16 protein-coding genes are annotated in these 24,408 nt (G+C 34.6%); 12 read left to right on the top strand and 4 right to left on the bottom strand.

Going from position 1 to position 24,408, the window contains the following annotated elements:
* Positions 1-19 precede the first annotated feature (19 nt).
* The 4 genes from nth to LZZ90_RS07840 are packed head-to-tail and all read right to left on the bottom strand — an operon-like array spanning position 20 to position 2,402.
* Positions 20-664 carry an endonuclease III gene (gene nth, locus LZZ90_RS07825; RefSeq protein ID WP_237790132.1) on the bottom strand — a complete coding sequence of 215 codons (645 nt, stop codon included), beginning with the start codon at positions 662-664 and terminating at the stop codon, positions 20-22.
* Between the two features lie 3 nt (positions 665-667).
* Positions 668-1,060 (bottom strand): peptide-methionine (R)-S-oxide reductase MsrB, encoded by a 393-nt coding sequence (msrB, locus tag LZZ90_RS07830; protein ID WP_237790133.1) that lies wholly within the window; start codon positions 1,058-1,060, stop codon positions 668-670.
* A complete protein-coding gene (msrB, locus tag LZZ90_RS07835; protein ID WP_237790134.1) occupies positions 1,057-1,542 on the bottom strand; it encodes a peptide-methionine (R)-S-oxide reductase MsrB in 486 nt (161 codons plus the stop codon). Before msrB (LZZ90_RS07835) ends, msrB (LZZ90_RS07830) begins: the two co-directional genes overlap by 4 nt.
* Before the next feature lie 5 nt (positions 1,543-1,547).
* Positions 1,548-2,402: an alpha/beta hydrolase gene (locus LZZ90_RS07840; RefSeq protein ID WP_237790135.1), complete on the bottom strand. Its 855-nt coding sequence runs from the start codon at positions 2,400-2,402 to the stop codon at positions 1,548-1,550.
* Positions 2,403-2,576: 174 nt separating this feature from the next.
* On the opposite strand from LZZ90_RS07840, the gene LZZ90_RS07845 reads away from it, so the two are divergent.
* From LZZ90_RS07845 to LZZ90_RS07900, 12 genes are all read left to right on the top strand, one after another.
* Positions 2,577-3,395, top strand: a complete 819-nt coding sequence (locus LZZ90_RS07845; RefSeq protein ID WP_237790136.1) for a M48 family metallopeptidase — start codon at positions 2,577-2,579, stop codon at positions 3,393-3,395.
* A 59-nt stretch (positions 3,396-3,454) separates the two neighbouring features.
* Entirely contained in the window at positions 3,455-4,765 is a 1,311-nt protein-coding gene (locus tag LZZ90_RS07850) for an MFS transporter (RefSeq protein ID WP_237790137.1), read from the top strand.
* 193 nt (positions 4,766-4,958) lie between these two features.
* The gene (gene lon, locus LZZ90_RS07855; RefSeq protein WP_237790138.1) at positions 4,959-7,412 is read left to right on the top strand and encodes an endopeptidase La; all 2,454 of its coding nucleotides are present in this window, start codon (positions 4,959-4,961) and stop codon (positions 7,410-7,412) included.
* 115 nt (positions 7,413-7,527) lie between these two features.
* On the top strand, positions 7,528-8,547 hold the full coding sequence (gene porQ / locus LZZ90_RS07860; protein ID WP_237790139.1) for a type IX secretion system protein PorQ: 1,020 nt from the start codon (positions 7,528-7,530) through the stop codon (positions 8,545-8,547).
* Positions 8,548-9,057 (top strand): hypothetical protein, encoded by a 510-nt coding sequence (locus tag LZZ90_RS07865; protein ID WP_237790140.1) that lies wholly within the window; start codon positions 8,548-8,550, stop codon positions 9,055-9,057. It begins immediately after the preceding gene.
* Between the two features lie 7 nt (positions 9,058-9,064).
* The gene (cmk, locus tag LZZ90_RS07870) at positions 9,065-9,751 is read left to right on the top strand and encodes a (d)CMP kinase (protein WP_237790141.1); all 687 of its coding nucleotides are present in this window, start codon (positions 9,065-9,067) and stop codon (positions 9,749-9,751) included.
* A gap of 209 nt (positions 9,752-9,960) precedes the next feature.
* Positions 9,961-11,214 (top strand): nucleoside permease, encoded by a 1,254-nt coding sequence (locus LZZ90_RS07875; RefSeq protein WP_237790142.1) that lies wholly within the window; start codon positions 9,961-9,963, stop codon positions 11,212-11,214.
* A gap of 358 nt (positions 11,215-11,572) precedes the next feature.
* Complete coding sequence (gene rpsA, locus LZZ90_RS07880; protein WP_237790143.1) at positions 11,573-13,342, top strand: 30S ribosomal protein S1; 1,770 nt, start codon at positions 11,573-11,575, stop codon at positions 13,340-13,342.
* 445 nt (positions 13,343-13,787) lie between these two features.
* Positions 13,788-16,196 (top strand): T9SS type A sorting domain-containing protein, encoded by a 2,409-nt coding sequence (locus LZZ90_RS07885; protein WP_237790144.1) that lies wholly within the window; start codon positions 13,788-13,790, stop codon positions 16,194-16,196.
* A gap of 132 nt (positions 16,197-16,328) precedes the next feature.
* Complete coding sequence (locus tag LZZ90_RS07890) at positions 16,329-18,953, top strand: T9SS type A sorting domain-containing protein (RefSeq protein WP_237790145.1); 2,625 nt, start codon at positions 16,329-16,331, stop codon at positions 18,951-18,953.
* A 421-nt stretch (positions 18,954-19,374) separates the two neighbouring features.
* Positions 19,375-22,044, top strand: a complete 2,670-nt coding sequence (locus LZZ90_RS07895; RefSeq protein ID WP_237790146.1) for a T9SS type A sorting domain-containing protein — start codon at positions 19,375-19,377, stop codon at positions 22,042-22,044.
* Positions 22,045-22,193: 149 nt separating this feature from the next.
* Positions 22,194-24,368, top strand: coding sequence for a T9SS type A sorting domain-containing protein (locus tag LZZ90_RS07900; protein WP_237790147.1), 2,175 nt, complete (start codon positions 22,194-22,196; stop codon positions 24,366-24,368).
* The last annotated feature ends 40 nt before the right edge of the window (positions 24,369-24,408 follow it).

Genomic DNA, 24,408 nt, shown 5'->3' on the forward strand with positions numbered 1-24,408 from the left:
ATAGATTTTAATTAAGGGATCAGTTTTTTAAATTTCTGTAATCACAACAATTATTTATCGGACATACATCGCATTTTGGATTGGTAGGTCTGCATATTTCTCTTCCTAAAAATGAAATTGACATACCAATTTCACCCCAAATATCTTTCGGTAAAACTTGCATTAATTGCTTTTCAACTTTGTTACCATCTTTAGATTCTGAAATTAAACCAATTCTAGGAGCAACTCTAATAACGTGTAAATCAGCAATAATACCTTCGGCAGGTGCTTTCATTTCTCGCATAATTACATTGGCAGATTTTCTTCCAATTCCTTTCAAAGCAACAAGGTTTTCCATTGTAAGCGGAATGTTTTTATCTTCTTTAAGTTCTTGAGCAATTTCAAGAAGCCAACTAGCTTTGGTTCCGAAATTTCGAACTTTTGAAATATAAGGTATCAGCGCATCAACATTTGAAACCGCTAAACTTTCCAAATTTGGATAAACTTGAAAAAGGGCAGGTGCAATTTTATTAATATTGGCATCAGAATCTTGAGCAGATAAAATAACCATCACCATTAACTGATAGAGATTTTCATAGTCCAGTGGATGCTTTTTTCCTTTGTATTTCTTGAGAAGCGGGTCTAAATTGGTTGTCCAATCGGTCTGATTTTCAAATAAAGTCATGGTTTATTTTTTATTGAAATCTAAAGATAAGGAATTTACACAATACCTTATACCTGTTTTTGTAGGTCCATCATTAAAAACATGGCCTAAATGACCTCCACATTTTGAACAAAGAATTTCAACTCTAAGCATTCCGTGTGAAGTGTCTTTTACATACTCAACTTTTCCGGGTATTGATTCATCAAAAGAAGGCCAGCCACAATGTCCATCAAATTTTGAGCTGCTTTCAAATAAAGGTTCACCACAAGCGCCACAGCAATATGTCCCATTTTCGAAATGCAGGTTGTATTCACCAGTATGGGGATATTCGGTTCCTTTTTGACGCAGAATTCGATATTTATCATCGCCTAATTCTGCTTTCCATTGCTCTTCGGTTTTTTCTATTGGATAACTCATTTTTTAGCTGGAATAAATTTTATAGATACTGAATTGGTACAAAAGCGTTTTCCGGTAGTTTGAACGGGTCCATCATCAAAAACATGTCCTAAATGACCACCACATTTGGCACAGGTAACTTCAGTACGATCCATTCCAAAACTACTGTCATTGTGATAGTTAACAGAGCATTTTATAGCTTGATCAAAAGAAGGCCAGCCACATTCGGAATCAAATTTAGCATCAGAAGTAAATAAAGGATTTCCACAAGCGGCACAAACGTACATGCCTTTTTGAAAATGTTTCCAATATTCACCGGTGAAGGGTCTTTCGGTGCCTTTCTCTCTTAAAACTTCGTATTGTTCCGGAGATAATTTAGACTTCCATTCCGCTTCTGTTTTAGGCATTACATTGGCAGATGAAGTTTGGGTAACTGTTTTTTTTTCCTGGGCATTACAGGAGATGAAAAAACTTAACGTCAAAAGCAAAACAATTTTTTTCATGACTTTTACTGAATAAATTCTACAATCTTTTTGATGACTTTGTTGTCACCTAAAATTTTTCGATGTCCCAGCTCTTTGGTTATCATGATTTGCCCGTTTGATAAATGGTCATAAATGTGATGTGCAGCTGATACCGGAACATCGTCATCGTTTTCATCATGAATTACAAGAACAGGAATCGAAACTTCCTTTGCAGCTATATACGCAGAATAACTGTTCATGGTTTCACCCAATTTGTTTTCAAAGTCGGATTTCATTCGCTCAGCGATGTTTGGTTTCAGTTTTAGTTTCAACACAAAATCGTTTAAAATGTCTTCTACTACATCACCACTACCAATAATTACGGCTTTTTTTACTTTTAATCCTCGTTTGATAGAATTTAAAACAGTCATGCCTCCCAAAGAATGTCCAACGGCATATTCAAATGGGCCAAACTGTTTTTCAATTTGAAGAGCTGCTGCAATAAATTCGGTCATGTTGCTTGTTTTTCCGGGTGCTTTTCCATGCCCTGGTGCATCAAAACTTATGGTGGAATATCCTAGTTTTAGAAACTCATCTGCAATTTTTACCAGTTGTGTTCCTCTTCCGGACCAACCATGAATCAATAATACTTTTTTTGGTGAGGTCCCATAACTGTAAACCATTACCTCTTTGTTAATGCTGTTTATTTTAAGAAGTTGCTGTTTGGAATTTGCATCCATTTCAATTTCCCTTTTAGGAAGTTTATGGCGCATTGGTGTTGTAAAAAGTTTTATTGCAAATAAAGTAGTAAGTCTTGGAGATACTGTTTCCAGAGCTTTAGCTGTATAGAGTATGCCTTTAGGAATCTTAATGGTTTGTTGATGTTTGGGCTTTTTCATCTTCTGTAAAAATATACTGCAAGTTACTTCATTCTTGAGATTTGAAGTGATAAATAATTCTTAAATCTCGTTTGGCATTTTATTTGTATCAGGAAATGATGATAATATTTTGTACCTTTATTAACAATGATAATAGGACAATTATTTAATTTTGTTTACTAAAAATCTTGCGTTATGAATTTAAAAACCAGTTTAGTATTAGCCGGTTCGTTAGCACTTGTGATTTCCTGTGCTAAAAACCCTTTTACAGGAAAAAGTACGATGGCTTTGGTTTCTAACAGTGAAATATTTCCATCATCCTTTCAACAGTACAATCAGTTTCTTGGAGAAAATAAAGTAATTAAAGGAACCAAAGACGCTCAGCGTGTGGAAACTGTTGGGATGAAAATTAAAGCCGCTTCTGAAAAATGGCTTAATGCAAACGGCTACCAAGGATATCTTAATGATTACAAATGGGAATACAATCTTGTAGACAGTAAAGAAGTGAATGCGTGGTGTATGCCGGGAGGTAAAATTGTTTTTTACTCAGGAATCCTTCCAATTTGTAAAGACGATGCAGGTATGGCTACCGTTATGGGGCATGAAGTTGCTCACGCTCTGGCAAATCACGGTCAGCAGCGTATGAGTGCAGGAATGCTGCAACAATTAGGCGCTGTTGGAGTTGGAGTTGCCACTGGAAATAAAAGTCAGGAAACACAACAAATCGCCATGACTGCTTATGGAGCGACTACTCAATTAGGAGGAATGTTGCCTTTTAGCCGTGCTCATGAAAGTGAAGCCGATATGATTGGATTGACACTTATGGCAATTGCAGGTTACAATCCTGATACGGCTGTAGCTTTCTGGGAAAGAATGTCTGCCAATGCCGGAGGGCAAAAACCACCTGAGTTTATGAGTACGCACCCTTCCGATCAAACTCGTATTGCCAAAATCAAAGAGTTGATTCCACAAGCAAAAGCGGAAGCTGCAAAATATGGCGTAACATTCAAGTAAGAAAATTTATGTATATTCGAGCCACACTTTTGGGTGTGGCTTTTTTTTATTTATACAATATGAAACAACTTGAAAAAGGTAGTTCTAAGCTACTAAATGCCTGGGCTTTTTACGATTGGGCAAATTCTGTTTACAGTTTAGTCATTGCATCAGCGATTTTTCCAATTTATTACGGGCAGCTTTTTAAAGACAGAGGTAATTTGTATATCGATGTTTTCGGAATTACTTTTAAGAATACTGCCCTGATAAGTTTTGTGACTGCTGCTGCTTTTTTGGTGGTTGCTTTTACTTCTCCATTACTTTCTGGAATTGCAGATTATGCCGGAAACAAAAAATCGTTTATGCGTTTTTATTGTTATTTGGGAGCAGTTTCCTGTATCGGATTGTGTTGGTTTGAATTAGAGAATATTTACTTTAGCTTAGCATGTTACTTCTTTGGATTGATTGGCTTTTGGGGAAGTTTGGTTTTTTACAACTCCTATTTGCCAGATGTGGCTTTTCCGGAACAACAAGACCGAATTAGCGCCAGAGGTTATTCTATGGGATATATAGGAAGTGTTATCTTATTGATTATTAATTTAGCGATGGTTATGAAGCCTGATTTATTCGGAATTTCTGGGACCGATGGTGAAAAAGCGATGAAAGCAATGCGCTATTCGTTTATATCTGTAGGAGCATGGTGGATTTTATTCAGTCAGTATACCTTTTATTATTTGCCGAAAGGAAATAACGGAAATAAAGTTCACGGAGCAGTAATTTTTAATGGGTTTAAAGAACTTAAAAAAGTTTGGTTTTTATTAGAAGAAAACCTTCGCTTAAAACGTTATTTACTGAGTTTCTTTGTTTATAGTATGGCCGTGCAAACCGTGATGCTTGTGGCTACTTATTTTGGAGAACAGGAAATTGCCTGGAAAGACGATAATGAGAAAACAATGGGTTTAATTATCAGTATATTGGTTATTCAGTTGGTGGCGGTTTTAGGTGCTGTAATTACTTCAAGAGCTTCTGAAAAATTTGGAAACATCAAGGTGTTGATTGTGATTAACTGTATTTGGATCGTGATTTGTATTAGTGCATTTTTTGTTATGCTACCAGTTCATTTTTATGCCACAGCCGGATTTGTTGGGTTGGTAATGGGAGGAATCCAAGCTTTGTCGCGTTCCACATATTCTAAATTTCTTCCGGAAACCAAAGACACTGCTTCCTTTTTCAGTTTTTATGATGTAGCAGAAAAAATTGGTATCGTAATAGGAATGTTGCTTTACGGTTTTATTGATCAACTAACCGGAAGTATGCGAAATTCAATTGTGTTTTTAGCGCTCTTTTTTATTTCAGGAGTTTTGCTGCTGCTGCGTGTTCCAAAAAATTAAAGACGAATTCAAGTTATAATTTGAAAAGCTATCGCAAGGTAGCTTTTTTATTGGCACAAAGATTGACAATTACTATTAAAGAATTTCAATAAAACGTAACTTTGTAATTGATATTCAATGAGATAGTTGTTTTTTTAATCAGGAACGACTGTCCTTTTTTTATTGTTTAATGACAAAAAGTCCTAAAAATACTATGTCAAATCAAAAAATACTTACACTTGACAACTTGTCACTTCAGGAAATTGATACTGATGCTGAATTAATTCCGCTTTTAACTCCCGAAGATGAAGAGGAGATGAACAACGAAGAGCTTCCAAAGGATTTACCAATTCTTCCTTTGCGAAACACTGTGCTTTTTCCAGGAGTTGTTATTCCAATTACTGCGGGTCGTGACAAGTCCATCCGACTAATTAACGATGCCAATTCCGGTGATAAAATTATTGGAGTTGTTGCTCAGAAAGACGAAGAAGTTGAAGATCCTTCCTTCCACGATATAAATAAAGTAGGTACCGTAGCGAGAATTTTACGCGTGCTGAAATTACCCGATGGAAATACAACAGTAATCCTTCAAGGTAAAAAGCGCTTTGAAATCGATCAGCTTACAACCGATGAGCCTTATTTAAGAGCGACCGTAAAGGAAGTTTCCGAGGTTCGACCAAATGAAAAAGACAAAGAGTTTGTAGCGATAATCGATTCGATTAAAGAGCTTGCAATCCAGATAATTAAGGAAAGCCCGAACATCCCTACCGAGGCTACTTTTGCCATCCGCAATATTGAAAGTAATCCGTTTCTAATCAATTTTGTTTCTTCCAACATGAATTTGAATGTGAAAGAGAAGCAAGATTTGTTGTCGATCAATAATTTGAAAGACAGAGCTTTGGAAACATTGCGTTTCATGAATATTGAGCAACAAAAGCTGGAACTTAAAAACGACATCCAATCTAAAGTTCGATTTGATTTAGATCAGCAGCAGCGTGAATATTTCCTGCAACAGCAAATGAAAACCATTCAGGAAGAGTTGGGTGGTGTTTCGCACGACCAGGAAATTGAAGATATGCGCTTGAAATCCAAATCTAAAAAATGGAATGAAAAAGTGGCTCAGCATTTCGATAAGGAGATTTCCAAATTGCAACGCATGAACCCGCAATCTCCTGATTTTGGTATTCAGCGCAACTATTTAGAGTTGTTTTTAGAACTGCCTTGGAATGATTTTTCAACGGATAAATTCGATCTGAAAAATGCTCAGAAAATATTAGACCGTGATCATTTTGGTTTGGAAGATGTGAAAAAACGTATCATAGAACATTTAGCGGTTTTAAAATTGCGTAATGATATGAAGTCGCCAATTATCTGTTTGTATGGGCCTCCGGGAGTTGGTAAAACTTCCATTGGAAAATCCATAGCAGAAGCTCTTGGTAGACAATATGTCCGTATGTCGTTAGGTGGTTTACGTGATGAAGCGGAAATTCGCGGGCACCGTAAAACCTATATCGGAGCCCTTCCGGGAAGAATTTTACAGAATATTAAAAAGGCAGGAACTTCTAATCCGGTTTTTGTTTTGGATGAGATTGATAAACTTTCTTCAAGTCACAACGGTGATCCATCCTCAGCTTTATTGGAAGTATTGGATCCGGAACAGAATTCGGAGTTTTACGATAATTTTCTTGAAATGGGTTATGATTTGTCTAAAGTGATGTTTATTGCAACTTCTAACAGCCTTTCCAGCATTCAACCTGCATTGCGTGACCGTATGGAGGTGATCAACGTGAGTGGGTATACTATCGAGGAAAAAATTGAAATAGCAAAACAGCATTTACTTCCAAAACAATTAAAAGAACATGGTTTGTCAGCTAAAGAGTTGCAAATCGGAAAAAAACAAATTGAAAAAATCGTGGTAGGTTATACCAGAGAGTCCGGAGTTCGTGGTTTGGAAAAACAAATCGCGTCAATGGTTCGAAACGCTGCCAAATCGATTGCTTTAGAGGAAGAATACAACTTCAAAGTAACAGACGAAGACATCGTGAAAGTATTAGGCGTTCCTAGAATGGAACGTGACAAATACGAAAACAACGAAACGGCCGGAGTAGTTACCGGTTTAGCATGGACAAGCGTTGGAGGTGATATTTTATTTATCGAATCGATTATTTCCAAAGGAAAAGGCGGGATGACCATGACCGGAAATTTGGGTACGGTAATGAAAGAATCGGTTACTATTGCTTTGGAATACATTAAAGCCAATGCTGAAAAATTAGGAATCAATCCTGATGTTCTGACAAATTACAATGTACACATTCACGTACCGGAAGGAGCGACTCCAAAAGACGGTCCTAGTGCCGGTGTGGCAATGTTAACGTCTTTAGTTTCGAGTTTTACCCAGCGAAGAATCAAGAAAAGCTTAGCTATGACCGGGGAAATTACCTTACGAGGAAAAGTTTTACCGGTTGGCGGAATCAAAGAGAAAATCCTTGCTGCCAAAAGAGCGAATATCAAAGAAATCATTTTATGTCATGAAAACAAACGCGACATTGATGAAATCAAAGCGGAGTATTTAGAAGGATTAACCTTTCATTATGTTGATAAAATGAGCGAAGTTTTGGAAATCGCCATCACTGATCAAAAGGTTAAAAATGCTAAAAAGCTAGTATAACAAATTTATAAGAAAGAGATTCCAATTTAGAAATAAGTTGGAATCTCTTTTTTTGTGTAATCCCGTTTATAATTTTATCTTCGCAACTGCGTTATACATTCAGAAACGAAAAAAAATGTCCAAAAAACTGTTGCTTACTTTTTTTCTGCTTATTTGTGCTTTTAGTTACAGCCAAATAGGTGGAAAATATACCTATCAGTTTCTGAATTTAGTAACTTCACCACGTCAGGCTGCCTTGGGAGGTAAAACGGTTACTATTTATGATCAGGACGTGAATCAGGGAATTTATAATCCGGCGACCATTAATCCTGAAATGGACAATCATCTTTCTTTAAATTACGGAAGCTATTTCGGGGAAGTAACCTACGGAACCGGAGCTTACGCTTACACATGGGACAGACACGTTCAAACACTACACGCAGGAGTAAATTATGTAAACTACGGAAAGTTTGACGGATATGATGAAAACGGTCAGAAAACCGGAGAATTTACCGGAAGCGAGATTGCTCTTTCTTTGGGTTATGCATACAATATTCCCTGGACTCCGGTTTATATTGGTGCAAATGCTAAATTTATTTCCTCTACACTGGAATCCTATAATTCTTTTGGAGTAGCGGCAGATTTAGGTGCTTTGTATATCGACGAAAAAAACGACATCAATATCGGTTTAACCGTTCGAAACATAGGAACTCAGATAACTACTTATGCAGGACAGCAGGAACAGCTTCCTTTAGAAGTTATTGCCGGAATTTCTCAGGAAATGGAAAATGTTCCTTTGCGATGGCATTTAACTTTGGAGAATCTTCAGCAATGGAAAATTGCCTTTAGCAATCCTAATAGAACTGAGGCTACAATCGATGGACCGGCTAAAGAGGAAAAAGTAGGTTTTTTAAATAATGCTTTTCGTCACGTGATTATTGGAGCGGAATTATTTCCGAAGAAAAGTTTTAACATTCGTTTGAGTTATAACTTCCGAAGAGGCGAAGAACTTAAAATACTGGATCAGCGCAATTTTTCTGGAATTTCGGCTGGATTTGGGCTTCGTTTCAATAAAATCAAATTTGATTATTCCTATTCACGCTATACTGTTGCTTCTAATATGAGTTTGTTCGGATTGACAATTAATCTTCAGTAAATGAAAGGAGTTTTTGCTGTATTAATTTGTTTTTTGAGCCAATTTGGTTTTTCTCAGAACAAACTGGAAAGCTGGAAAGATTTTCAGACTTTTGAAAAGCAATGGATTCGACTAGAACGTGACAATCAAGGGTATTTATTGTACCAGCCTTGTGAGGGTTCAATAAACAGAATTGATATTCAACAAAGAAGAATAGGAATATATTGGACACTCGAATCACCTGATTTTTTTGAAATCGAGAAGGCCTCCTTAAATAAAGAAGGAAATTTGTTTACCTTTAGTTTTAGAGGATCCGGAAACAGTAAAGGAACCGCAGAGGCTAAAATTGTAGATAAAATCCAAGGATTGGTTTTGTGGAAGTTTAACTTCATATTCAACAATTCGGTTTCTTCTGAAATTATTTGGGTCATGACTCCGAAAATATATGCAAATGAATTCCGTTTTGTAGACAATCCTTGTCCGGATGGAAAAATTAAAGAAAAAGAATTTTTACCAATTGAATTTAAATAAACCAAAATTGAAAAAAATTACCATAGCCATTGATGGGTTTTCCTCTACCGGAAAAAGTACTTTAGCAAAGCAGCTTGCTAAAGAATTGGGGTATGTTTATGTAGATACAGGTGCGATGTACCGTGCCGTTACTTTGTTTGCGATGCAAAATAACTTTGTTTCGGAAACTCATTTGGATAAACAGGGATTAATTGATAAACTTTCCAAAGTGCAGCTCGAATTTCAGTTTAATCCGGATTTGGGTTTTGCCGAGATGTACCTTAACGGGATTAATGTGGAAAACGAAATCCGAACTCTTGAAGTTTCTCGTTTGGTTAGCAAAATAGCTGAAATTTCTCAGGTTCGTTCAAAACTGGTTGAGCAACAGCAGCAAATGGGAAAAAACAAAGCGATTGTTATGGATGGACGTGATATCGGAACGGTGGTTTTTCCAGATGCTGAACTTAAAATTTTCATGACCGCCAGTCCGGAAACCAGAGCCAAACGTCGTTACGATGAATTGCTGGAAAAAGGTCAGTCGGTAACATTTGCAGACGTTTTGCAAAATGTAAAAGAACGCGACCATATTGATACTAACCGTGAGGATTCTCCACTTGTTAAAGCTGATGATGCCATTGTGGTTGATAATTCTGCATTGAGTAGGGAAGAGCAGTTTGAATTGGTGCTGAATTTAATTAAGGCAAAATTGAGCTAAGTTCAAGCGAGATGTTATTTTAATAAAAAAACATCTTAAAATAAAGGTTTGAAAAACAGATTCTTGTTGAAAATCCTAATATTTGATTAATACCTTAAATCCGAAGTAAGTTTGCACACAAAAGTGGAATTTATTTTGGATTTTTTGTTTTTAGTGTTAGATTTACCGGCTTTTTAAAAAATTAATAACCTACATACAACAAAGAAGAAATGAATATAAAAAATCGCCTTGTTTTAATGAGTTTTCTCCAGTTTTTTGTTTGGGGAGCATGGTTGATTACTGTCGGGAATTACTGGTTTGGAACCAAACAATGGAGTGGTGCCGAGTTTGGAGCAATTTTTTCAACATTGGGATTATCTTCAATACTAATGCCAGCCCTCACAGGTATTATTGCCGACCGTTGGATGAATGCAGAGCGATTGTATGGTATTTTACATATTATTGGCGGATTGGCTATTGCATATTTGCCACAAGTTGACAGCCCGTCAGCATTTTACTGGGTGATTTTTGCAGCAATGATGTGTTACATGCCAACTATTTCATTGTCAAATTCAATCGGATATACAATCCTGAAGAGCAATAATTTTGATGTAGTAAAGGTGTTTCCGCCAATTCGGGTTTGGGGGACAGTAGGTTTTATTGTTGCCATGTGGATTACGAATCTTACCGGAAACAAAGCTTCGGCGAATATGTTTTATATTTCTGCTTTTGCTGCTATTGTACTTGGGATTTATTCCTTCACGATGCCGGCTTGTGAACCACAGAACAAAACCTCGAAAGATGCTTCTTTAATTCAATCGTTAGGATTAAATGCTTTTAAGCTTTTTGCAGATTATAAAATGGCGTTGTTCTTTATTTTTTCTATGTTTTTGGGTGGTGCATTGCAATTAACCAATATGTATGGAGATACGTATTTATCTGAATTCGAGAAGATTCCACAATATGCAGATTCATTTGTAGTGAAATATTCTACAATCATCATGTCAATTTCTCAAATCTCAGAGACGTTGTTCATTCTTGCAATTCCTTTTTTCTTAAAGCGTTTCGGAATTAAGCAGGTAATGTTAATCAGTATGTTGGCTTGGGTATTGCGTTTTGGATTGTTTGCTTTCGGTAACCCTGAAGGAGGATTATGGATGATTATTCTTTCTTGTATTGTTTACGGAATGGCGTTCGATTTCTTTAATATTTCAGGTTCTCTTTTTGTGGAAACCACTACGGATTCTAAGATTCGTTCTTCCGCGCAAGGATTGTTCATGATGATGTCTAACGGTTTTGGAGCGTTCTTTGGAGGATTAATCAGCGGTTATGTTATTGACACTTACTTTACAGATAACGGACAAAGAGACTGGCATAACATCTGGTTGGCGTTTTCAGCCTATGCTTTGATTATTGCAATTGCTTTTGCGGTGTTGTTCAAACACAAACACAATCCGAAAGATGTGGAAAGTATAACACATTAATATAAGAAAACCCGATACGAAGTGTCGGGTTTTTTGTTGCCTGAAATTCAATGCAGTTTTCCAATAGCCCCGATAGAAGCAAGCTACCGCGTAGCGCGGATAGCGGGAAAATGGTTTCCATAAAAGCCTAAACCTTTCGCTTCAAAATAAAATAAGTTATTTCTAGCAACTTATCCCTTATTACTTTTGATTTTTCCTTTAATAAATCTTTGGTAATTCAATAATTATCACTACTTTTGCACACCTTTTGGCGAGAAGTGTTTCCTTTAGGTATCAACAATTTATATGTAAAACGCTTCTGTTTTTTCTACTGCATTATGAAACACGAGAGAAACAGAATACAAATTTTTTATCAGACATGTCTGAAATCAATAAAACACAAGAAGAGTTTTTGGCGAATTTTAACTGGCATAACTTCGAAGAAGGTATCGATGCAGTAGATCAAAAAAACTTACAGGAATTCGAAGAATTAGTAGCTAAAACATTCATCTCTACAGATGCTGAAGAAGTAGTGGAAGGTGTTGTTGTTAGAATCACTGAAAGAGATGCTATCGTTGACATCAACGCTAAATCTGAAGGTGTTATCTCTTTAAACGAGTTCCGTTACAATCCAAACTTAAAAGTTGGAGACAAAGTAGAGGTATTAATCGACGTTCGTGAGGACAAATCAGGTCAATTAGTATTATCGCACAGAAAAGCACGTACAATCAAAGCTTGGGATAGAGTTATTTCTGCTAACGAAACTGGAGAAATCGTTAACGGTTTCGTAAAATGCAGAACTAAAGGTGGTATGATCGTTGACGTATTCGGAATCGAGGCGTTCTTGCCAGGTTCTCAAATCGACGTGAAACCTATCCGTGATTACGATCAATATGTAAACAAAACTATGGAGTTCAAAGTTGTGAAAATCAACCATGAGTTCAAAAATGTTGTTGTTTCTCACAAAGCGCTTATCGAAGCGGATATTGAAGTACAGAAAAAAGAAATCATCGGTCAATTAGAAAAAGGACAAGTATTAGAAGGTGTTGTTAAAAACATCACTTCTTACGGTGTGTTCATTGACTTAGGAGGTGTAGACGGATTAATCCACATCACTGACTTATCTTGGTCAAGAATCAACCACCCATCTGAAGTTCTTGAATTAGACCAAAAACTTAACGTGGTAATCCTTGATTTCGATGATGAGAAAACAAGAATCCAATTAGGTTTAAAACAATTAAACGCTCACCCTTGGGATGCTTTAGATGCTAACTTAGCAGTTGGTGACAAAGTGAAAGGTAAAGTTGTAGTTCTTGCTGACTACGGTGCTTTCATCGAAGTTGCTGAAGGTGTTGAAGGTTTAATCCACGTTTCTGAAATGTCTTGGTCTACGCACTTGCGTTCAGCTCAGGATTTCGTAAAAGTTGGAGATGTTGTTGAGGCAGTTATCTTAACTTTAGACAGAGACGAAAGAAAAATGTCTTTAGGTATCAAACAATTAACGCAAGATCCTTGGACTGACATTACTTCTAAATACCCAGTAGGTTCTAAGCATACAGGTATCGTTAGAAACTTCACTAACTTCGGTATTTTCGTTGAGTTAGAAGAAGGAATCGACGGTTTAGTATACATCTCTGACCTTTCTTGGACTAAGAAAATCAAACACCCATCTGAATTCGTTAACGTAGGTGATAAATTAGATGTTGTTGTATTAGAGTTAGACGTAGAAGGACGTAAATTGTCTTTAGGTCACAAACAAACTACAGCTAACCCTTGGGATAAATACGAAGATGCTTTCGCTGTTGGAACTATCCACAACGGAACTATCGCTGAAATCGTAGACAAAGGTGCAACTGTTGAGTTTGGTGATGATATCGTTGCTTTCATTCCTACTCGTCACTTAGAGAAAGAAGACGGTAAGAAATTGAAAAAAGGTGATACTGCAGACTTCAAAGTAATTGAGTTCAACAAAGAATTCAAAAGAGTAGTTGCTTCTCACACTGCTATCTTCCGTGAAGAAGAAGAGAAAAACGTGAAAGCTGCTGAGTCTAACAATGTTGCTTCATCTTCAAACAATGCTGAGAAATCAACTTTAGGTGATATCGACGCATTAGCTGAATTAAAAGCTAGAATGGATAAAGGAGAGTAATCTTTGATATTCTTAAATATTGAAAAGCCCCGCATTTGCGGGGCTTTTTTTATGCTTGTGTTTATGTATTTATCATTGCAAGCCTGCTGCGAAGCAATTTTTTTACAAAAAAGCTTATGGGATTGAAAAAATAACCGAAAGAATTTAAAAAATAACTATAAAAATTAAGAACGTAACTGTATTTTTTAATGAATTGCTTTAATTTTTCATAAAGAGAATTGAAAAAATTACTGAACGAACTAGATCAATTCGAAACAGAACTAATTACATTGAAGAGTAAACTTAAAAAATACAGTTATTTTATCAATTTACCACGTTAGGTAACGTATTAAAACACGTCTCTAACGTCATTCACAAGGTGTGTATGTGGGTATTGATCGTTTTTATAAGAAAATTCAATTTAAATTATTCATTTACATATCTTTACACCGTTAAATTTAACCAAATGAAGAAATTTTACTTTTTAGTGGTGGCTTTGTGTCTTTTTATGGGTGTCAATGCCCAGATTGTTAACATCCCGGATGCGAATTTCAAGGCGAAATTGATTTCTTTAGGAGTTGATACAAATTCTGATGGAAATATTCAAGCATCAGAAGCTTTAGCAAAAACTAATTTAGATGTTTCTAATAGTTCTATTTCATCATTGACTGGGATAGGAAGTTTTACAAATTTAACAAACCTTTATTGTTCTTCTAATCAACTTCAATCATTGGACTTGTCAGGTTTAACACGTCTCTATGTTTTAGAATGCAATAATAATTTGTTAACTGCTTTAGATCTTAGCAACTCAAATTATTATTTATCAGTAGATTGTTATAATAACCAACTGACATCGCTTACAATTGGGCAAACTGTGCAGACACTAGATTGCCACAATAACAATTTGACTAATATTAATTTCAGTAATTCACAAATAAACTATTTTGATTGTTCTGATAATCAATTAACTTCATTACAATTAGGAAATTTTGGTTTAGGATTAGCCACATTAAACTGTTCAAATAATTTATTAACGTCATTAAATGTTTCTAATTTAGTTAGCCTTGTTAATTTATATTGTAGCGACAATAATATAACATCTCTTAATCTTAACGGATTAAATATGTTGAATAATTTGGGCTGCTCAAATAATCAATTAAATAATCTAAATATTAATGGATTAACAAATCTCTCCTCTTTAAGATGTTCAAATAATCAATTAGCGTCTTTAAATTTAAATGGCTTAATTGATTTGAATTCACTGAATTGTGATTATAATCAACTTACTACGATTGATTGTAGTTCATTGATAAATCTTTCTACTTTAATTTGTGGTAATAATCCATTAGTGAGTTTGTTTGTTAAAAATGGAAGATATGAAGATTTCAATCTTGATAATTTACCGAACCTTCAATATATATGTGCTGATGAAAATCAAATCACAGCTTTAGGAAATATGTTGAGCATTTTAAGTTATTCAAATTGTGTTGTTAATTCCTATTGTTCCTTTGTTCCGGGAGGAAATTTTTATACTATTCTGGGTAATGCTAAATTTGATTCCAATACTAATGGAAATTGTGATGTTTCAGATGTGAATCTTCCTAATTTGAAATATACTATCACAAACGGAGCAAATTCAGCTGTAATGATTACTAATACTTCGGGAAACTATTCAATTCCAGTTCAGTCTGGTACACATACGATAACACCGGTTTTAGAAAATCCTTCCTATTTTACACTGTCGCCATCATCGGTAAATGTAACTTTCCCAACGCAAACCAGTCCGTTTACTCAAAATTTTTGTAGTACTGCAAATGGCATTCATCCCGATTTAGAAGTTGTTTTGTTGCCCACAAATCCAGCAAGGCCTGGTTTTAATAGTAATTATGAGTTAACCTATATAAACAAAGGAAATCAGCTGCAATCCGGATCTGTTTCTTTAGATTTTGATGATTCAAAAATGGATTTGGTGGCAGCTTCATTAGTTCCGGCTAGTCAGTCAGTTAATAATTTGACTTGGAATTTTGCTGGTTTAAAGCCTTTTGAAAAAAGGTCGATTTACTTTACTATGAACATTAATGCCTCTACAGATATACCGGCTGTAAATGCAGGAGATGTTTTAAATTGTACGGCAACGATACTATCGGCGGCAACAGATGAAACTCCTGCCGACAATACTTTTACATTAGATCAAACCGTTGTTAACTCTTTCGATCCAAACGATAAAACCTGTCTTGAAGGTTCAACAATTGCACCAAGCGAAGTAGGGAAGTACGTGCATTACTTAATCCGTTTTGAGAATACCGGAACTTTTCCGGCAGAGAATATTGTTGTAAAAGACATTATTGATGCAGCAAAATTCGATGTAAATTCAATTGTTCCAATTAAAGGAAGCCATGATTATTTCACCAGAATCAATGGTAATAAAGTGGAATTCATCTTCGAGAACATCAATCTGCCATTTGATGATGCGAACAATGATGGTTATGTAGCTTTCAAGATAAAAACAAAACCTACCTTGACAACGGGGAGTAGTTTTAGTAATTCAGCAAGCATTTATTTCGATTACAATTTCCCGATTGTAACTAATACCGCCACAACAACAATTCAGGCGTTAAGTACTCAGGATTTCAATTTTGAGAAGTATTTCACAGTGTATCCAAATCCTGCAAACAATGTTTTGAATATCGAAACCAAGAAAACCATAGAAGTAAGTTCAATCAGCATTTACAATCAATTAGGACAATTGGTTTTAGTGGTTCCGAATGCTCAGAATGTGGCTAAAGTAGATGTTTCGAGTTTATCGGCTGGTAATTATTTTATCAAAATAAATTCGGATAAAGGAACAGCTAATACGAAGTTCATTAAGCAATAATAACTTTTATGATAGTTTACAAATCCCAATAGGAAACAGTTGGGATTTTTTTGTTTTTGAATGGTTGTTTTTATTGTAAGAAAATTTATTTATAATCTGATTTTGATATCTTTGTGTAACTAAATTTTCCAAATGAAAAAACTTTACTTTTTATTGTTTGCATTGATGCTTTTTAAAGGAGTAAGTGCGCAAACAATCGTTTTTGCAGACCAAAAATTCAAGACAAAGCTCTTGCAGGCAAGTACCAGTAATACGATAGCTAAAAATTTGAGCGGTAACTATTTTAAGATAGATTCTAATAATAATGGTCAAATCGAAGTCAATGAGGCATTGCAAGTTAGTCATCTTAATATCAACAATCTATACACGCCGGCAGTTGATCAGATCACTAATGTAGGTGAATTGTCTTATTTTACAAATCTGACTTTCCTGAATTGCGGTAACAATATGTTATACAATTTGAATGTTAGCGCATTAACCAATTTGGTAACTCTGGATTGTAGATTTAATTTGCTAAGTAGTTTGGATTTAAGTGGTTTGGTAAATATTACCTCTTTAGAATGTCGAAATAACCGAATCGTTACCTTGAATTTAACGGGTTTGTCCAATGTTCAAAGTATAATTGCCCTTAACAACCAGATAACGTCGATTGATCTAACCGGTTTAAATAGTTTGACAACTTTAAATTTATTAAGTAATCAATTAACGCAATTAAATTGTCAGGGACTGCTTAATTTGACTACATTGTCCTGTGGAGGAAATCAGATAAATAACTTAAATGTTGCACCTGCACTTAACCTGCAAGATTTGTATTGTTCTGGTAACAGGCTAACCACCTTGAATATACAGAGTTTAGTAAATTTGGTAAATTTAGACTGTGCAAATAATTTATTGACAGCTATAGATATTCAGGGCTTAAATCAACTCTATAATTTCAGCTGTAACAATAATCGTTTGACGACACTAGACGCTCATGGTTTGCCACTATTAAAATTCCTGTACTGTAGTTCGAATTTGTTAACCTCAATTAATATAAGTTCGCTGCCGAGTTTAGAGTACTTACATTGCGACAACAACCAACTTGTAGATTTGAATCTAACTTCTCAACCTTTTTTGAGTAACTTAATTTGTAGTAACAACCTGTTAACAACCTTGAGTTTTGAGTATTTACCTCGTCTATCATTGTTCCGATGTTTCTCTAATCGTTTGGAAAGTTTGATTGTTAAAAATGGCGTAACCAATGGATTTAGTCAAAATTTTTCTGATTTTCATGATAACCCCAATTTAGCATACATCTGTGCTGATGAATTGGAAATGGAATCTGTTGAACGTTTATTGGTACAATTTAATTTTAGTGATGTTGAGGTTAATTATTACTGTAACAACGTTTCTTATGATAAGAATACACTAACAGGGGCAGTAAGGTTTTATTCCAATCCTTTCAATATAACAGGCCCCGGAGCAATTGTAAACAATCTTAGAGTGTATGAAACCATGAAAGCCTCATCAATTACTCCTAATACTGCGGGGAATTATTCATTTTATTTTGTTCCGGGTGTTAATAGTGGTTGGGCTTATCTTCGTTTTGAAAACCCGGACTTGTTTTACGGTCCTCAGGAAAGTTATAATTTTATTTATCAAAATGGAGGAGAAACCGTGGTCAAGAACTTTAATTTCTGGCCGGCGAGCAACAATTTAAATAAGGTAGATTTTGAGGTTGTATTGGTGCCACTAAACAATGCGCAGCCAGGTGAAAATGCCAAATACGACCTATTGATAAAAAATAAGGGGAATGCTGTGAGTGCAGGAACAGTAAACCTGACTTTTAATGATGATGTTTTAGATTTTGTAAGTGCTAGCCCTGTGCTTCAAAGTCAGGCGACTAATACTCTTTCGTGGAGTTTTACGGATCTGAAACCTTTTGAATCACGCGCATTAAATCTTACCTTGAGGGTTAACTCGGTAACAGATACTCCATCAGTTTCAGAAGGTTTTGCGTTGGATTACACAGCAACAATAGCCCTGTCTTCGGGAACAGATTATTATCCGGCAGATAATTCTTTTGCTTATCGTCAAACCGTAGTTAATTCGTTTGATTCTAACGATAAAACTTGTTTACAAGGAAACTCAATTGCCCCTAGTGAGGCAGGAAAGTACGTTCATTATCTGATTCGTTTTGAGAATAGAGGAACATCAAACGTTCAAAATGTTGTGGTAAAAGATATGATTGATACTTCAAAGTTTGACATTTATTCATTAACACCCATTAAAGGCAGTCATGATTATGTAATGAGTATTGTGGGAAATAGAGTTGAATTTCTTTTTGAAAATATTAACCTGCCTTTTGACGATGCCAATAATGATGGGTATATCGCCTTTAAAGTTAAAACGCTTTCATCTTTAACTGCTAATGATAGTTTTACTAATAAAGCAAGTATTATTTTTGATTATGGTACTCCAATTGTAACCAATGTTGCAAGAACCTTTATGGGGGTGTTAAACACTCAGGATTTCAATTTCGAAAATTATTTTGCCTTGTATCCAAATCCTGTAAATAATGAATTGAATATCGAAATCAAGCAAACCATCGAAGTAAGTTCAATCAGCATTTACAATCAATTAGGACAGTTAGTTTTAGTGGTGCCTAACGCTCAGGATGTGAATAAAGTAGATGTTTCGAGTTTATCGGCTGGTAATTATTTTATCAAAATCAATTCTGATAAAGGAACTTCAAATACTAAGTTTATCAAGAAATAATATTTATACTATGTTTATAAATCCCAATCGGAAACGGTTGGGATTTTTTTTGGGGTTTACTGAAAAATAGCCTAGTTAGTTCCTTTTTTTATTTAATATTCTTAATAAATTAATGGACTAGACCAATAGATTAGTAAAATGACTCAATTCTTTGAAAATAAAACCATAAGAATTGATAAAGTTTTTTAATGTATTGAAAACAGAATTGAATGCATTGTAAAAAGTACTGTAAAAATTAAGTTATTGTATCAATTTAATACGTTAACCAACCTATTTAGGTTCAAAGTAAAGTAGTATGTTTCGTTCCTTTGTCACATCATGTTGGTTAATCTTTGCATGTTATTAGCCTGACAATAAATATTTGTAGGAATTTTGCAGTGGCTTTGTTGGAATTAATATATTTGGCAAATAAATTTCTATTATGAAAAAACTTTACTTTTTATTAATGTCTCTTTGTCTTATTACAGGGGTTAATGCGCAAATTATCAACTTTCCCGACGCTAATTTTAAAGCGAAGTTGGTAGGGGCAAATCCTTCAAATATTGTAGCTTGGAATGCTTCCGGTTATGTTACTATCGATACTAACGGAGACGGGGAAATTAGTGTTAGTGAAGCTGCACTAATAAAGCTGCTTAATATTAACGGGGCTAATGTTGCATCAATGGAAGGGATCTCTGGTTTTGTGAATCTTGAAACTTTATACTGTAACAATAATTCTTTGCTTACGGGCTTAGATTTGAGAGCGCTCACCAATCTTGATGCATTGCATTGCAGTTCTAATGCACTCCAGACTTTAAATGTAAATGGATTGGCTAATTTAAGAGGAATTGAATGTGATAATAATGCACTAACGTCTTTGGATTTGACCGGCTTGGCTAGTTTGGAATATATAGATTGTGTAAATAATCAGATAACGTCCTTGAATTTTTCAAATTCACCAAATATGAATACGATTCGTTGTTCACACAATCAATTGAGTAGTTTGGTTACGATTAATTTTCCAACCCTATTTGAAGTGGACTTATCCTATAATAATTTATCAAGCCTTAGTTTAAATCATTTTTACAGAGCCAATAGTGTAGATTGTTCAAATAACATCCTCACCAGTATAACAGCTATTTCTTCGGCTGTTAATTGGATCCAATATTTTTATTGTTCTAATAATCAACTCTCAACTTTAAATTGTGATACTTTTTCAGACCTATTAACTTTGAACTGTTCAGGTAATCAGCTTGCTTCATTGAATCTTTCCAATGTAAACGGGTTATCCTATTTAGATTGTTCATCTAATCAATTAGCTACGTTGAATTTACCGGATTATGGACTATATACCTTGTTATGCAACAATAATTTACTGACGAATCTTACTATTGGCAGTATTGCTGGAGGTATTAATACGTTTGACTGCAGTAATAATTTATTAACGAGCTTGGATTTAACAGGTTTTACCTTTTTAGAAAGTTTTAATTGTTCTAACAATCAGATTCAAATGCTTGATTTTATGAACAATATTTATATTGATGATGATTTAATTGCTGATTGTAGAAACAATCAATTACAGATTTTAAAAGTTAAAAACGGTAAAACGGAGTTAATTGATTTTGGAAATAACCCAAACCTGCACTATATATGTACGGATGAAAATCAGAATGAGATTAATTATTTCCAATCCAAATTAACGGAGTATGGATTAACAAACTGTAACATCAACACCTATTGTTCCTTTACCCCAGGCGGTGATTATTATGAAATTAAAGGGAATCAGAAATGGGATAGTAATAATAACGGTTGCGATGCCTCGGATCCAACATTTCCAAATTTAAGATTTACTATTACCAATGGAACCAATAGCGGAAGTTTTATCTCAAATGATTTAGGGAATTATGCTATACCGGTTACTTTAGGAACCTACACAATTACACCATTTCTAGAAAATCCTGCCTATTTTGCAATTTCACCAACCAATGTGATAGCCAATTTTCCGAGTCAGGCAAGTCCTTTGATTAGAGATTTTTGTGTGATTCCAAATGGTGTTCATCCTGATTTGGAAGTTGTCTTATTGTCGACTCTCCCGGCTAGACCAGGTTTTGATGCTAATTATAAGTTGGTTTTTAAAAATAAAGGAAATCAGATACAATCCGGTTCGATAAACCTAACGTTTGATGATGCTGTTTTAGACTTTGTTTCAGCTAATCCGACACTAACCAATCAAACAATAAACCAGCTTTCATGGGATTTTGTCAACTTGAAGCCCTTTGAAACCAGAGAAATCTCTTTAATTCTAAACGTGAATTCTCCTATGGAAACTCCGGCTGTAAATGGTGGCGATGTTTTGAATTATTCTGCCACAATAACTTCTGTAAATATTGATGAAACACTTAATGACAATACATTTACTTTAGACCAAATCGTTGTAAACTCTTTCGATCCAAACGATAAAACGTGTTTGGAAGGTTCAACAATTGCTCCAAGTCAAGTAGGGAAGTATGTGCATTACATAATCCGTTTTGAGAATACCGGAACCTTTCCGGCAGAAAATATCGTGGTGAAAGACATGATCGACACCAATAAATTCGATATTAATTCATTGGTGCCAATTAAAGGAAGCCATTCGTTTGTGACCAATATTACTTCAGGAAACAAAGTCGAATTCATCTTTGAAAACATTAATTTGCCATTTGATGATGCAAACAATGACGGTTATGTTGCATTTAAGATTAAGACCAAGCCTACATTAACAAACGGAGATACTTTTAGCAATTCAGCAAGTATTTATTTTGATTATAATTTCCCGATAGTGACTAATACCGCTATAACAACTATTCAAGCGTTAAGTGCTCAGGATTTTGAGTTCGGAAGTTATTTTGCAGTGTATCCAAATCCGGTAAATAATGTTTTGAATATTGAAACCAAACAGACTATCGAAGTGCGTTCAATCAATATTTACAACACATTGGGACAGTTAGTTTTAGTGGTTCCTAATGCTCAGAATGTTTCAAATGTTGATGTTTCGAGTTTATTGGCTGGTAATTATTTTATCAAAATCAATTCTGATAAAGGAACTTCAAATACTAAGTTTATCAAGAAATAATATTTATACTATGTTTATAAATCCCAATCGCAAACAATTGGGATTTTGTTTAATATTTAACAAATTCGTTTCTAATTCGGTTGTATACATATTGTAAGAAAAAGCTTTTTATTGTTTGATTTAATATATTTGTTAATTAAATGTACCTAATGAAGAAATTTTACTTTTTGCTAGTTGCTTTTGGCTGCTTTGTAGTTTCCAATGCCCAAAACATTAATTTTCCGGATGCTAATTTTAAGGCAAAGCTTATTTCTTTGGGAATTGATGCTAATTCAGATGGAGAAATCACTCAAACTGAAGCGCATGCTGTTTCTAATTTAGATGTAAGTTCATCAAATATTTCTGATTTAACGGGTTTGGAGTTTTTTGATAATATTACTTTTTTTACTTGTAATAATAATTTAATTACTAATCTGGCATTGACCAATCACAATGAATTGATTAGTTTGAGTTGTAGAAATAACACTCAATTAACAAGCCTGACTATTTCTAATTTACCTAGGTTGTTTGAATTGAATTGTCAGGACAATAATTTAGTAAGTCTTTCGATTGCTGATTTTCCTATGCTTCAGTATATAAAGTGCTATAATAATCAATTGACGACTTTAACAGTACAAAATATACATCCATCTGCTATTGAATTGCTTTGTTATGAAAATCAAATAACAGCTCTTGATCTTTCCAATGCTAAATTTTTAAGATTAGCCTGTCAGTCCAATTTATTTACTTCAATCGACGTTTCACACATGAATAATTTAACACAATTATTCTGTTATGATAATCCAAACTTAAAACAGATATTCTATAAAATAGGGACAAGTGCGATTGCTAGTGGGATTTATTTTAATGATTGTCCTAATCTAGAATATATATGTGTTGATGAGAATAGAATTTCTAATGTTTTGAGTATTTGTGCTTCATTAGGCTATAATAATGTAGTTGTAAACTCTTATTGCTCCTTCACTCCGGGAGGTGTTTTTTACACAATTCAAGGTAATTCAAAATACGATATAGATAGTAATGGTTGTGATGCTTCAGATATTAACTTACCTAATTTGAAATACTCTATATCTAATGGAGCGGTAACAGGAGCTATGATAGCCAATTCTTCCGGAAATTATTCTATTCCGGTTCAGGCTGGGACACACAATATAACACCGATTTTGGAGAACTCGGATTATTTTAATATTTCTCCGGCTTCTTTTTCAGTTACATTTCCAACAGAGGTAAGTCCATACGTTCAAGATTTTTGTATAAGTCCAAATGGCGTTCATCCTGATTTAGAAATAGTTTTGTTACCCACAAATCCTGCAAGACCTGGTTTTAACAGTAATTATGAGTTAACCTATGTAAACAAAGGAAATCAGTTGCAATCCGGATCTGTTTCTTTAAATTTTGATGATTCAAAAATGGATTTGGTGGCAACTTCATTAGTTCCGGCTAGTCAGTCAGTTAATAATTTGACTTGGAATTTTGCTGGTTTAAAGCCTTTTGAAAGAAGATCGATTTACTTTACTATGAAAATTAATGCATCAACAGATACACCGGTTGTAAACACTGGAGATGTTTTAGACTATACGGCAACAATTACTACATCTGCAACCGACGAAACTCCAAATGACAATACTTTTGTTCTTAATCAAACTGTTGTAAACTCATTCGATCCTAACGATAAGACGTGTTTGGAAGGTTCAACAATTGCTCCAAGTCAAGTAGGGAAGTATGTGCATTACATGATCCGTTTTGAGAATACCGGAACATTTCCCGCAGAAAACATAGTGGTGAAAGATATGATCGATGCCAATATGTTTGATATCAATTCATTAGTCCCGATGAAAGGAAGCCATAATTATTTTACGAGAATCAGCGGAAATAAAGTCGAATTCATCTTTGAAAACATTAATTTGCCATTTGATGACGCAAATAATGATGGATATGTTGCGTTTAAGATTAAAACTAAGCCTACACTAACAAACGGAGATACTTTTAGCAATTCAGCAAGTATTTATTTTGATTATAATTTCCCGATAGTGACTAATACCGCTATAACAACTATTCAAGCGTTAAGTGCTCAGGATTTTGAGTTCGGAAGTTATTTTGCAGTGTATCCAAATCCGGTAAATAATGTTTTGAATATCGAAACCAAAAAAACAATTGAGATAAGTTCTATCAATATTTACAACACTTTAGGACAATTGGTTTTAGTGATTCCTAGTGCTCAGAATGTGAGGAAAATTGATGTTTCGAGTTTATCGGCTGGTAATTATTTTATCAAAATCAATTCTGATAAAGGAACAGCTAATACGAAGTTTATTAAACAATAACTTTTGAAATAGTTTACAAATTCCAACCAGTACGGTTGTG

Origin of the sequence: Flavobacterium sp. SM15 (assembly GCF_022012335.1) — a bacterium.
Taxonomy (GTDB): domain Bacteria; phylum Bacteroidota; class Bacteroidia; order Flavobacteriales; family Flavobacteriaceae; genus Flavobacterium.